Source organism: Niastella vici, from assembly GCF_002077945.1.
Lineage (GTDB): Bacteria > Bacteroidota > Bacteroidia > Chitinophagales > Chitinophagaceae > Niastella > Niastella vici.
Window position 1 is genome coordinate 162,667 of the sequence record NZ_LVYD01000042.1, and the last position, 13,074, is coordinate 175,740.

12 protein-coding genes are annotated in these 13,074 nt (G+C 46.9%); 3 read left to right on the forward strand and 9 right to left on the reverse strand.

Going from position 1 to position 13,074, the window contains the following annotated elements; translation table 11 throughout:
• Window positions 1-40: 40 nt before the first annotated feature.
• The 8 genes from A3860_RS11995 to A3860_RS12030 form a co-directional block, all read right to left on the reverse strand.
• Complete coding sequence (locus tag A3860_RS11995; RefSeq protein WP_081146942.1) at window positions 41-502, reverse strand: hypothetical protein; 462 nt, start codon at window positions 500-502, stop codon at window positions 41-43.
• A gap of 644 nt (window positions 503-1,146) precedes the next feature.
• Window positions 1,147-1,542 (reverse strand): group III truncated hemoglobin, encoded by a 396-nt coding sequence (locus A3860_RS12000; RefSeq protein ID WP_081146943.1) that lies wholly within the window; start codon window positions 1,540-1,542, stop codon window positions 1,147-1,149.
• Window positions 1,539-2,306, reverse strand: coding sequence for an ABC transporter permease (locus tag A3860_RS12005; RefSeq protein WP_081146944.1), 768 nt, complete (start codon window positions 2,304-2,306; stop codon window positions 1,539-1,541). Before A3860_RS12005 ends, A3860_RS12000 begins: the two co-directional genes overlap by 4 nt.
• A gap of 85 nt (window positions 2,307-2,391) precedes the next feature.
• The gene (locus tag A3860_RS12010; protein ID WP_081146945.1) at window positions 2,392-3,096 is read right to left on the reverse strand and encodes an ABC transporter ATP-binding protein; all 705 of its coding nucleotides are present in this window, start codon (window positions 3,094-3,096) and stop codon (window positions 2,392-2,394) included.
• Entirely contained in the window at window positions 3,093-4,337 is a 1,245-nt protein-coding gene (locus A3860_RS12015; protein ID WP_081146946.1) for a nitrous oxide reductase family maturation protein NosD, read from the reverse strand. Before A3860_RS12015 ends, A3860_RS12010 begins: the two co-directional genes overlap by 4 nt.
• A 4-nt stretch (window positions 4,338-4,341) precedes the next feature.
• Window positions 4,342-5,364: a nitrous oxide reductase accessory protein NosL gene (locus A3860_RS12020; protein ID WP_081146947.1), complete on the reverse strand. Its 1,023-nt coding sequence runs from the start codon at window positions 5,362-5,364 to the stop codon at window positions 4,342-4,344.
• A gap of 41 nt (window positions 5,365-5,405) precedes the next feature.
• Window positions 5,406-7,385, reverse strand: coding sequence for a Sec-dependent nitrous-oxide reductase (nosZ, locus tag A3860_RS12025; RefSeq protein ID WP_081146948.1), 1,980 nt, complete (start codon window positions 7,383-7,385; stop codon window positions 5,406-5,408).
• Window positions 7,386-7,518: 133 nt separating this feature from the next.
• Entirely contained in the window at window positions 7,519-7,989 is a 471-nt protein-coding gene (locus A3860_RS12030; protein ID WP_081146949.1) for a c-type cytochrome, read from the reverse strand.
• 308 nt (window positions 7,990-8,297) lie between these two features.
• On the opposite strand from A3860_RS12030, the gene A3860_RS12035 reads away from it, so the two are divergent.
• The 3 genes from A3860_RS12035 to A3860_RS12045 all read left to right on the forward strand — a co-directional run bounded on the left by A3860_RS12035 (window position 8,298) and on the right by A3860_RS12045 (window position 11,417).
• Window positions 8,298-8,897, forward strand: coding sequence for a Crp/Fnr family transcriptional regulator (locus tag A3860_RS12035; RefSeq protein WP_245843528.1), 600 nt, complete (start codon window positions 8,298-8,300; stop codon window positions 8,895-8,897).
• 135 nt (window positions 8,898-9,032) lie between these two features.
• Window positions 9,033-9,593 (forward strand): YciE/YciF ferroxidase family protein, encoded by a 561-nt coding sequence (locus A3860_RS12040; RefSeq protein ID WP_081146950.1) that lies wholly within the window; start codon window positions 9,033-9,035, stop codon window positions 9,591-9,593.
• Between the two features lie 354 nt (window positions 9,594-9,947).
• Window positions 9,948-11,417, forward strand: a complete 1,470-nt coding sequence (locus A3860_RS12045) for an MFS transporter (RefSeq protein ID WP_081146951.1) — start codon at window positions 9,948-9,950, stop codon at window positions 11,415-11,417.
• 75 nt (window positions 11,418-11,492) lie between these two features.
• Here the strand turns inward: A3860_RS12045 and A3860_RS12050 are convergent, their stop codons facing one another.
• A complete protein-coding gene (locus A3860_RS12050) occupies window positions 11,493-12,887 on the reverse strand; it encodes a chloride channel protein (RefSeq protein ID WP_081146952.1) in 1,395 nt (464 codons plus the stop codon).
• Between the last annotated feature and the right edge of the window lie 187 nt (window positions 12,888-13,074).

Here is a 13,074-nt window from a genome sequence, read left to right on the forward strand (position 1 = left end):
GTTTTTTATTTGTAAACATCAAAACAACACAAGCAGAATGCTACCTGAAAAACCTTGCCAGGGGAAGTGATTTTTTATTGCGGTTCATGGTAGATCTCAATCCTTTCTCAATAGTATACACCTTATCGCGCGGTTCTTCATCATTAAGGGCAAGCGACAGATCGCAATAACCGCTTTCGAGATTAAATGTCATAATAAGCACGATCACCTTTTGCCCCCAGAAATTGAAAGCATTGTTATGCACCAGCTCAATTGATACTTCTTCTACATTTTCATCAAATTGTTCGTACCCGAAATCATTAATGGAGCGCAGCTTTTCGGTTCCTGATTGTTTTTGAATGGTGAGCGTAATGAATGGGCTTAAGGGCCTGTCGCTTCCTTTTTCGAGATTCAACAGCAGAATGCGGGGAATATTCTGGTTAATGTAACTCTCGATCCGTTGAAATAATGATTTGTCCAGGGTGTAAGGGCCGAGGTGTTTTTGCAGACTGTAACGTTGCATAGCTCATTGGTTTTGATGGTGAATCAATTGCTATGCTATTAATCAGAGGCTACTTTGTATGTTAAATATAACTAATACCCGTAATATAGAAAAATAATTTACCCCCTGCCCCCTAAAGGGGGAGTATAGTTGCCGATTACCAGTTACTGCGCTTCATTTCATCCCGCCTAGGCGGGACCGTTTCACAGCCTGCCCCGACGTGTCGGGGTTTCACGACTCCATTAGCACCTTATTAAATTATCACATTCTCTCTAACACTACGTACTACCGTTTAGCCGCGCTTAAACAATACGGTCATTCTACACAAACAGGGTAGCCGAAATTTGCAAACCGCCTGTTGGCTGTGCTATTTTTACATCAGCAAGCCAGGAAACAAGATCAAGTGCCCGCTGAAACCAACAAAACCTTATCCCGACCGAAGATCCTTTGAAAAACTAAACCGTTGATGGAGCGTACCCTTGAAGTTCCCAACCAGAGCCCGTTTATAATCCGAACCCGAAAACTGAAACCTTATCGCTATCCAATCCTACTGAAAGATCCCTGAAAACCATCCTTTTGGAAAACAAATCCGCCAAAAGAGATTGTCCTCCGCCGCCTCCCGGTAACTACCGGGATGGCGGGGAGGATTTTTTTATGTACAGGTGCTAAATAATCGACTTCGGATCGTTTGAAGGAGAAACTTTGATCAGCATCATGGTGGCAATGGAGCGGGCCCGTTGTTTTATAAGCTCGGCCATGTCGCCTTTAAACAGTTCATCTACAGTGGCCAGGAATAACTCCTGCCAACGGGCAAAATGGGCTGCGCTCAGCGGCGATTTCTGGTGCAGCTGCACATGAGCCACCATGGGGTTGCCTTTAAACCCGCCGGTTTGAAAAAGGATGTTCTCCCAAAAATCGTACATGCGGGGTAAATGCTGCTCCCAGTTCACTTTGGCCACATCATTGAACAGGTATCCGATGGTTTCATCGGCCCGCACCTTTGTATAAAATGTATCTACCAGTTGTTTTATATCTGCTCTGTCCTTTATGTCTTGCATCATAAGTCTTTACGGTTAAATTTTCTGACCGACCACCACAAAGGCATACCGGCCCAGGTGGTCATGATCAACAAGGTTGCTACTATACCCCATTGATAACCAAAGAAATCCCTGAATATTGCGCTGGTAGCTCCCATGAGTGCCGAAATATCGAGCTTCAACAATATGAGGATACGCGCCAGGTCTATGGGATTTAAACAACTGAACACGATCATTGGTTTTTCCATAGGGTAATCCATAAACTGGAACAACAGGAACAACACAATACCGTCAAAAATAAGGGTAAAATAAAACCATAATAAAATGGCCACTCCAATTCCCTTTGCTTTATCGCGGGTTAATACCGAAGCCAGCAAGGCAATGGCCACAAAAATGATGGTTATCAGCAAACCCATGGCCGTCATCATAATGCCCACATCTGAAGGGGCATAAATAAGCACCGGCACTCCACAGCCCACTAAAAATGCCACACACAGCGAAGCCGCCAGTCCGGTGAAGATGCTTAACCAGATATTCACCCGCCGCAATGGTTGCGATACCAGCAGCTCAATGAACTCTGACGCATTATATACATATATAGTGGAAAACACAATGCTCACCAGCGGAACAATGATCAATACCAGGTTCAGCAAACTCAGGATGCCTTTCGATGGATTGTCTTCGAGGTTGAACACACTCATCGATATTACCGCTAAAAACAGCGTGTAGGCAATAACGATCCGGTTCCGCAACAGATCGAGCAATACGTATTTGATGATCTTTTTCATGTTAATTTATTTATGCGCTTCGACTTCGCTCAGCGCTTTATACCGCCCTTCGATCCTTCGACTTCGCTCAGGACGCTCAGAACGTTCACGATCCCATTACCTGCGCAATGGCCCTTGATAATTTCTTTTCGCCGGTATCTTCCTGTAACTGGTTGAGCGATTTATGAAAGCGCAGCCTGCCTTCTTCCATATAGATCACTTCGGTAACAATATCGTCGAGGTCGCTCAGGATATGCGAGGTAATGAGCACCAGTTTGCCTGCCTGTTTTTCTTTCCTGATCTTTTCTTTCAGTATTTCGGTCGACAGCGGATCGAGCCCGGCAGTTGGCTCATCGAGTATCAGTACATCGGGGTTGAACAGGAAGGCCAGCGAGGCGCTTACCTTTTGCCGGGTGCCGCCCGACAAGTTACCCATGCGTTTGTGCAGCATACCATCAAGTTTGAATAAATGAATAAGCTCTTCATCGAGCTGCACTGCCGATTGTTTGCGAATGTCTTTCATCATATCGAGCACCTGGGCAATCGTCATATTCTCAGGATAGCGGCCGATCTGCGGCATATACCCAATGGCCGACCGGTATTGCCAGTTATGCGCGATGTTCTGTTTGTTGAAAGTGATAAAGCCGCTATCGGGTACCACCATGCCCAGCAGGCATTTAATAAAGGTGGTTTTGCCCGAACCGTTTGGTCCTATAAGCGAGATGGTTTGTCCTTTGTTACAGGTGGCGCTAATGTTGTCGAGCGCGGTCAGCTTTCCAAACTTTTTGGTAACACTTGTTGCAATGATCATAAGCTGAGATTTTTAAATGCTTTCATTCTGGGTTGATCATCTTTCAAATTCTCGGGAATGAAACCGGGAATTGTTTTCTCTGCCTTGTCGAGCAGGCCGGTGATAAAGCTTCTGAACAACATCATGGTAACGGGGTTACGTTCTGCGATCATCGCATACAGGCTTACCGGCCGGTATGGCACATCCCCCACTCCATCGTGGTTCAGGTCGTAGCCTTCATATTTATCCCAGTAATTGTTGTTAAAGGTGTTCAATACCAGCGTGCCGTTGGTGGCCACATCAAAGCTGTTGCCCTGAAAATTATTTTGTGTAATGGTATTGTCGTTACAACTTGCCTGCACCTTCAGGGCCCAACCATTATTATCAAATAAGTTCTGTGCTATGTGAATGCGGTTGGTTCCTTCCATATAAATACCGGTGGTATTGCGCACAAACCGGTTGCGCTCGATGCGGCTGTCGCTGATTTCTTTTAATAATATGCCATAGGCAGCGCCGCCCCAATTCTCACTAAACAGGTTCTGCAACATGGTAACGCCTTTTGAGAACATCACCGCCACCCCGGCGCCATTATTCTTAAACTGGTTGGCCATGTAGGTATCGTCGTTCGAAAACATAAAATGCAATCCATACCGAACATTGCCCGTGCTAATATTATTTTTAATGAGCGAGTTGGTCACAAATTCAAAATAGATGCCGTCGCGGTGACCAGTAATGGTATTGTTGAGGATCTGCATGCTGTCGCTCTTCCAGCAATGGATGCCATTGGCTGAGGTAATTTCATTCACCGCATTGGAGTGAAGCGTATTATTTGAGATGGTACAGCTAACCGCATGCTGTGAATAAATGCCGAAGAAAGTATCATCGAGCTTGTTATTGCGGATAATGACGTGCCGGCTGTTGAGAATGCGAATGGCGGCAATATCATTATACCCTGAGTAACCTGAATGTTGTATGGCAAACCCTTCCACCACTACCCGGCTGCTTTTAATGACCATGATCTCGTATTTCTTTTGGCCGTCGAGCACGGGATAACCGATGCCTTTAATGTAAAGCGGCTTGTTTACGATGATGGTCGGCTGCCGGTACACGCCGCGTTCAACCAGGAGAGTATCGCCCGGCATTGCGTTATCAATAGCCTCCTGAAGCGATTGTAACGGGCCTGCCGGACGCACGATCCATGTTTTGGCATAAGTCGTCATAGCCAGCACTATGAGGCTTAGGACCAGGCTGCATTTTCTCATATGACTATTGAGCGATTTCATTCCAGTGTACATTTTTTCCGTTCACTTGTTGTTTGGCTTGTTCGCGGTTTCCTTCGTTCAAAAAAGCAGCGGTGTTACTCCCCATCGGGCTGTGCAGGTCGCTGCTTTGTAACAGGAAACTTTCACTGGCATGTACAAACTCTTTTGGCGTGGAGTACTCAAGCAGGTATATACCTGCCAGATCGGTTTTTCGCATATTGGAGGATCTTAAAAACGAGGTGATGCAGTGTATGTCATCGAACTTATACACTTTCCCTTTTCTGGTGATAACCTCACCGCCAAACCGCTGATCGAGGATGGTCATTTTGCAAAAGTCACAGGCATCCTTTCCGAACTCAATGGGTTGCGGACCGGTACTGCAACTGCTGCAACAGATCAGCATGAATACAGCGGCAGTGCTTAAAGCCGTCCTTATATTGGTAAACGACTTCTTATTCTTTCTGCGCAATTCCAGCCAGGCGGCCAGAACCATTAACACACCGGCGCCAACAAATATCCAGCCACCGGCATCGGGTACGCTCCAGGCGCCAAAGTTCAGCAACTGTTTATACCCGATCAATGGTGGTTGATACGACATGCCCGGTACCTGAATGGGCGCAGCAGGATTAAGATTATGTCCATAGTTATATTCCCAACGATAGAAATCGACCATGGCAACAATAGCGAACAACAGGTAACTTCCTATACAAGTATAAAAGACCCATCGGCGGTTAACAATGGCTGCCAGTAAGCCAAACACTACAAAACCGCCGATGATATAAGGCAACACGGTAAATTCAATAAAGTCATTTGCGTGTAGCGTGCGCATGCCTATATAGTGGTTCAACCCATTCACGACCTCTACATCTCCGCCCAGCTTGCCGGCAAATATTTGCAATGCCAGTCCTTCAGGATATTGGGGGGCGCTTAACTCAATACGCCAGATGGGCAGGAATAAAACTCCTATCAGTGACAGCGCACAAATTGCTATTATTATTCTTGACGTAGTTGTTAACCTGTTGTTCATAATAAAAACTTTTATCGGTTACAAAAGCTGACAGAACGCTTTTATTTGGCAGCTTCTGCCTCATTTGTCTTACCCAAACTAAAACTGATGGGTACATTATTGCCGGGGCCCGACACGCGGATGTAACCACTCATTTCCTGGTGCAGGGCACTGCAGAAGTCGGTACAATAGAAGGGATAAACGCCTGCTTTTTCGGGAATCCATTTCAGGGTTTGTGTTTCACCGGGCATTATCAGTAACTCGGCATTGTTGGCGCCTTTTACTGCAAAGCCGTGTGGAATATCCCAATCCTGTTCAAGGTTGGTGATATGGAAGTATACTTCATCGCCTACTTTCACGCCTTCAATATTATCTGGTGCAAAGTGGCTGCGGATAGAAGTTGCGTATACATGCACTTTGTTTCCTTCGCGTACTACTTTTGATTCTTTCTCCCCTTTGGTTACATAGGCATTGGCGTTGTCGTCGATGCGGTAGAATTTGGTAGAATTCTTTGAGATGAGATCGGCTGAAACTGCTTGTGCATAGTGCGGTTCACCAATGGTGGGGAAGTCGAGGATCAGCTGCATTTTATCACCGGTGATGTCGAAGATCTGTGCGGCTTGTGCCAGTTCGGGCCCGGTAGGCAAATAGCGGTCCTTGGTGATCTTGTTATAGGCAATTACATATTTGGCATTCGGTTTACGGCTGTCGCCACCTGGTATACACAGGTGACCAATGGAATAATAAGTAGGCACACGGTCAAGCACTTTCAGGTCTTTGATATTCCATTTTACGATCTCTGACGACACAAAGAAAGAGGTATAGGCATTTCCTTTTCCGTCAAACTCGGTGTGCAGGGGGCCTAAGCCTGGTTTCTGCACTTCACCATACAAGGCTGCTTCATATTTGATAACAGGGATGCCTTCAAACTCGCCATCGAAAGCTTTGTCGGCAATGGCCTTTTGAATTTTGGTGTAAGAGAACACGGGTATCAGTGCGGCCAGTTTACCACTGCCTACAATGTATTCACCACTGGGGTCAACGTCGCAACCGTGTGGTGATTTGGGGCAGGGAATAAAATAACAGATGTCTTTCAATACGGCGGGATCGAGCACTGTAACTTCATTCAGGGTCTCAGAAGTGGCGGTATGTGATTTTTCATCGTAACGGCAGTGTGAATACTTTGATGCTTTCTTTACGCCTTTGCCTGCTTTCAGGTATTCTTCTGCTTTTTTCCAGTTAACTGCAAGAATGAAATCCTTGTCGCGCTGCGAAGCGTTTACTTCCAACAGGGTGTTGGCCTGTTCTGAATTATAGCAGCTGAAGAAGAACCAGCCATGGCTTGGGCCTTTACCGGCGTGGCTCAGGTCGAAGTTAACGCCTGGTGTTTGCAGCTGGAAGGCGATATTCATGTTACCGGTAGTTTTGTCAACACTGATAAAGCTCAGCGAGCCCTTGAAGTTCTGTTTGTAGGAACTGATGGGCACATCCTGGTTATCGCCGATGGGCACACTAAACCGGGTACCAGCTACCACGTATTCGGTGTTTTCGGTAATAAAGGGAGAAGAGTGGTTACCGGCGCTGTTGGGCAATTCAATGATCTCGGCGGTACGGAACGTTTTGAGATCAACGCGGGCAACACGGGGAGTGTTGTTGGCATTGGCAAATACCCAGCGGCCATCTATTTCCCCATTGGTTTGCGACAGCTCGGTATGGTGCAGGTCGTCCCAGGGTACAAAACCATGCGAAGTGTTCAGCATAGCTTTGGTGTTCTCGCTATAACCATATCCTTTTTCAGGGTCTACTGAAAAAACGGGTATCACGCGCAGCAACCGGCCCGAGGGCAAGCCATATACAGACATTTGTCCGCTAAAGCCGCCGGAAACGAAATTGTAGAACTCATCGTACTTACCGGGGGCTACATACGCTTTGATAGCAGCATCGCCACTTACGGCGGTAGCCGCGTTGTTGGGTTTACAGGCGGTTAGCCAGGAGGCAGCCGCAACTGATATTATGAGGAACGTTTGATTGAAGGGTTTCATAAATCTATTTTATTAGAAGATTATTTTAAAAAATTTTGGATTTTGAGATCTCGGGATTTTGAGATTTAGAAATAGTACAGCCTGCCTGAAATAAATGAAATCCCAAAATCTCTAAATCGCTCAATCAGAAATCCTATTTCACCCCGTCGTTCTTCCGCATGAACTCATAGGCATTCCGGGCTTCTTCATCGGTAAGATTTTGATTGGGCATGCGCACCAGGCATATTTCCAACATGGCCTGCGCTTTGGAATCTTTCTGCAACATTTCATCGGTGTTGGTAACGAAATTCAGGATCCACTCGGGTTTGTGGCGTTTGGTTACATCCTTCCAACCCGGGCCAACCAGCTTTTCTTCAGTCAGCTTGTGGCAGGAGGAACATTTTACATCATACACTTTTTGTCCGGCAGTGGCCAGGGCATTGTCGAGCGTGGGGCTAACAGTAACGTTGGTAAATTTGCCTGTACCTCTTTCGGGGTCATAAGACGGATTACCATTTTCTGTTGTTGTGGCAGTTTGATCTGCAGTCGCTTCTTTTTTAGGTGCATTACCCGAGCAGGCGTATAAACCAACGGCGATGCTCAGTATCAGTATCATTTTATTCATATACGTTGTTTGTATTACCCCACAAGATTACGCCGCCCTACAGGGGGTATTTATGATTGAAGTCATAAATGGGGATGAAGAGAACCTCATTTAACCGTTAACTGTTTGCGAACTGACATTCATCATGTACTTTTTGGGCGGTGCATAATCACAAAAACAAGTGTGGTGGCGGCTTTCAGGGTACGCAGGCTGTCTGCCGCCGGGGCAGGCTGCTGGTACCGGCTGATATAAATCATACCCATTGCTGCATAAGATCATGTGTAAGCGGGAACACCGGGTCTAGTTTTGATGCTGTTAATAACCCACTTATGATGATCGATATTGACCTCCTGCTCACCTGGGGCGCTACTTATAAAAAAGTGCAACGCGATGAGATCATATTTCATGAAGGCGGCATTGCCAGTTTTTATTACCAGGTGGTAAGTGGTTCTGTGCGATGGGTAAGTATTAATGAAGAAGGCCGCGAATTCATTCAGCTGATGTTAGAAAAAGGCGAAAGCTTTGGTGAGCTGCCTTTGTTCGATGATGGGCCATATGCCGCCACGGCCATTGCGCAGGAAGACACAGTAATAATAAGGTTACATAAAAGCAATTTCCTGCAATTGGTCAAAGACAACCCCGATATTCATTTTGCTTTTACAAAACTGCTGGCCGAACGCATGCGGTTCAAATTCCTCACCATTCGCGAGCTGGCTTATTACAATCCCGAACACCGCATCAGCACGCTGCTGAATTATTTTAAAAAGAACAGCAAGCATACCTGTCCCAACTGCAAGCAGGTAAAGCTTACCCGCCAGCAAATAGCAGATATGACGGGGCTGCGGGTTGAAACAGTGATCAGGGCCATGCGGCATTTGCACGATAAAGGAGAATTGGTTATTGATAAGGGGAAAGTGTATGCTTCCTGATCCTTATCTACAGGTACAACATTGATCCACATTTTACAGAGGTATAATAATTGCAACCTTGAGAACGGCAAGCACACTGTTAAAAGGAATTAAACCCTGCCCCATTAATTTACTTAATACCTAAATTACTTATCTATGGCTATTCAAACCAATGCAGGCTCAAAGTCAGCATCCCGTGCGTCGGTTATGCCCGATTCAAAATTGCATCAATTCTTTATGCAACAAATACAGGATGTATACTGGGCAGAAAAGAAACTGGTGAAAACATTGCCGAAGCTGGCAGAAGCAGCTACATCCGCCCGCCTGAGACAGGCGTTTAACGACCATCTTGAACAAACCATTAACCATGTTACCCGGCTTGAACATGTATTTAACCTGATGGGCGAAGAACCCAGGGCATTGAAATGCCCGGCTATGGCGGGCATTATTGATGAAGGTGCAGATATTATCGATGAAACAGATAACGGCAGCGCCCAGCGTGATGTGGGTTTGATTTTTGCAGCACAAAAAGCTGAACACTATGAAATAGCTACTTACGGTGGGTTGGTAACGTTAGCCCGCACTATGGGGCACGATGATGCGGCTGAGCTGCTCGATCAAACCCTGGCAGAAGAAAAGGTTACAGACAGCTTGCTGACCAAGATCGCTGAAGAAGAGGCCAATGTGAAAGCAAGTAATGAAAAATTCGAAAGTTGATCCCAACCAATCAGTAGTAGTCGGCGATAAACAATAAAGACGTTTCAGGACTGTCTTTATTACAACAGAAGCCACCCTGTTTCAGCCGGGGTGGTTTCTCTTTTACGTTTCAACACTTCGTCCCGATAGTTATCGGGATCCCTGCAAGCCCGCTCCACGCTTTTAGCCCACCCCTTCAACTTTCACCGGCGTGCGTACACGCCCTCAGGGCCTAAGCCCCATACGTTAACGAAATTATAAATAATGGTTTTATGCCATACTAAGTGTCAATAAGTACCAGGCCGGAATAATATCCACAGTTGAAATGCGTTCTGGATTTACGCGTTAATATTGTATTCACTAAGAGGCAGTGTGATGAAACTTTTACCATCTGATCAATTAACCAACGCACAGGTAAAGACCGGGTTGCACCTGATCTTAAAGGACGGCCTGGCTACCGAAACCATGAATACGCTTACTGCAGGCACCTTCCTGACAGCCATAGCTTTGTATATGGGCGCTTCAAACGTTCAGATCGGTATACTGGCGGCCCTGCCCACCCTCACCAATATTTTTCAACTGGTATCTGTATGGCTGGTTCAACGGTTCAATAACCGCCGCGCCATTACTGTTACCGGCGCCATTTGCGCCCGCATACCTTTACTGGTGATAGGCACACTGCCTTTATTGTTCAGCAACAGTGCCAGTGTGAGCGCCCTAATCTTTTTGCTTTCGTTCCAATACCTGTTTGCTTCTATTGCCGGCGGCAGCTGGAACTCCTGGATGCGCGACCTTATTCCCCAACAAATACTGGGCAGCTATTTTTCACACCGCAGCCGCCTGATGCAGATATTGAATGTAACGCTCAGCCTGTGCATTGCCATGAGCATCGATTATATTAAGGTACATTACCCTGCACATGAGATCACCGCTTATGCAGTGATGTTTATCATCAGCGGTGTTACCGGTATGTGGGGTGTATATGCCCTGGCCCGTACCCCCGAACCCAAATCAAAACCAATCAACGATAATATTGTAAAGCTTTTCACCAAACCGCTTACTGTAAGCAATTTCAGAAAGCTGCTGGTGTTTAACTCCTGCTGGATCTTTGCCTTCAACCTGGTAACACCCTTCTTTTCGGTATACATGATGAAGACCCTGGGGTTGCCCCTGGTGTATGTTATCAGTTTGACCATCGTTAGCCAGGTGAGCAGCATTACCTCTATAAAAATGTGGGGAAGCTGTTCAGACAGGTACAGCAATAAAACTATTATTCGCATTTGCGCACCGGTATATATTGGCTGCATCATGGCCTGGTCGGTGATCGGCGTTATGAGCTCAGCCTTTATGCTGCCCTTGCTGGTAGTTATACATATGCTAATGGGTGCTTCCAATGCCGGAATCACCCTGGCCCTGCAGAACATTGGCCTTAAGCTGGCGCCTGCCGACGAAGGCATTGTTTACCTGGTCACCAAGAATATTGTTACCGCTGTTTTTTCAGCCACCGCTCCCCTGGTGGGTGGGTTACTGGCCGACTTCTTTACCAGCCATTTTGTAATTCATTTGTTTGGCCGTGGCCAATGGAACCTGTTCTTTATGGCCGGCGCCGTGGTTGGTGTTTTATCCATGAAGCTGTTAAGGGCCGTACAGGAAAATGGCGAGCTCGATAAAAAATTACTCGTTGCCGAACTGCAACACCTTTTCAAAAGACGGGTACGCAACTGGCATCATCTTCCTGTGTTACGCCGTTGGTTCTACCTGCGCACTGCTGTAGCCTTTAAAAAAGGACGGTTCCTTCACCTCGATGAGCTCATTCAATTCAAGGGTTGGAAGGAGAAGCCATAACCGGCAGCCGCAAATCGTGAACCGGCAATGCACCTACACACCAACACCCCGGCGTGCAAGCCGGTGATCACAGCATCAACCTTTCACCTCTTCAACCTTCTTCTCCTCCGGTTCAGGCGGTATCGCTTCGTGATGTATATCGTGAATGTATTGCGCTTTCAGGTGATCATAAAATGAATGGCGATCAACCAGGTACGACACCAGACTGGCCACCATACCCGCCAACAACAAATGAAAGATAACATTGTGGCGGTCGGTCATTTCAAGCACCAGGATGGCCGAGGTGAATGGCGTACGGGTAACTCCGGTAAGAAAGCCCACCATGCCGGCCAGTATCAGCAGGTTTACATTGGTTGGTGATACATTGAACCATTCGGCCATAACGGCGCCAACAGTGGCGCCTGCGGTTAGGGCAGGTGCAAAAACCCCACCCGCTGCTCCACTGGTAAATGATAATACGGGACCAACAATACGGATGATGGGCATATACCAGGGCAAATGTTTATCGGCTGTAAACAGGGTATGGGTCATGATCTCCTTTCCCGAACCCAATGTTCTTTCGCTCACCCAATAGGCCAATGAGGCCAGCACCAGGGCACAGGCGGTGAGGTAAATAATTCTTTTGGGTATCGATTTCAGGGAACGCGTCCATTTCATGATCGATAATATAACCCGGCCCATGCCGCTGCCCAGCAGGCCGGTTACAAGCCCCACAGCAATAACGCCAAAGAAAATATAGCCCGATAAATTGCTTACATCGGGATAACCCAGGTATAAATAAGGGCCCAGTAAACCCTGTGCGGTTAAACCGGCAATGATCACGGCCGTGAACAGGGCTGTTTTAAAATAACTGATATGGGTACGGGTTACTTCTTCCATGGCAAATACTACCCCACCCAGCGGTGTGTTAAAAGCCGCCGCCAGTCCGGCCGAAGCGCCCGCCATGATCATATTCCGTTTCGAGATCTTCGGCCACCACGATGGCAGCCATTGATTGATGGCCCTGAACACCGAGCCGGCGATCTGAATGGTAGGCCCTTCCCTTCCAACCACACCCCCGCCAAACACCATGATAATGCTCGATACGATCTTAACTATGATAATGCGTATGCTCAGTAAATTCTTAACCTTATCAATATATTTAGGGGTGGCCAATTCTACCGCCGCAATCACCTGTGGAATGCCGCTGCCTCTGGCGGCCGGCGCAAACTTATAACAAAGCCACCAGGCAGTAATAAAACAAACCGGCATAACAATGAACAGCCACCATACGCCGTGGTGCAACATCCAGGCGGTACCCATTTCGGCCCAGGAAAATAATTTGGCATAGAATACGGCTACAAGTCCTGTTATTACCGATGCCACCCAAAAAGGAATAGCCTGTAATAAATTATCCTTGAACCGTTCATTATGCAACCGGTCGTATACGCGTTTAAGGCGTTTGTGCAGGGCAGTGAAAAGATGCTTCATATTTGATACTGTACCTGTTATTGAAAAAATAGCTGGTCAAAATTCCGGGCCAGGCCCAATGCCTGCCCCACTTTGGCGGGCAGCCGGGAAATCGCCGGGTTTATCGTATGGCATGCATGGCAGCAGGTCGGTGTGTAAAATTATAACAGGATCTATTCGGGCACAAATATAGACGCACGCGTAGGAA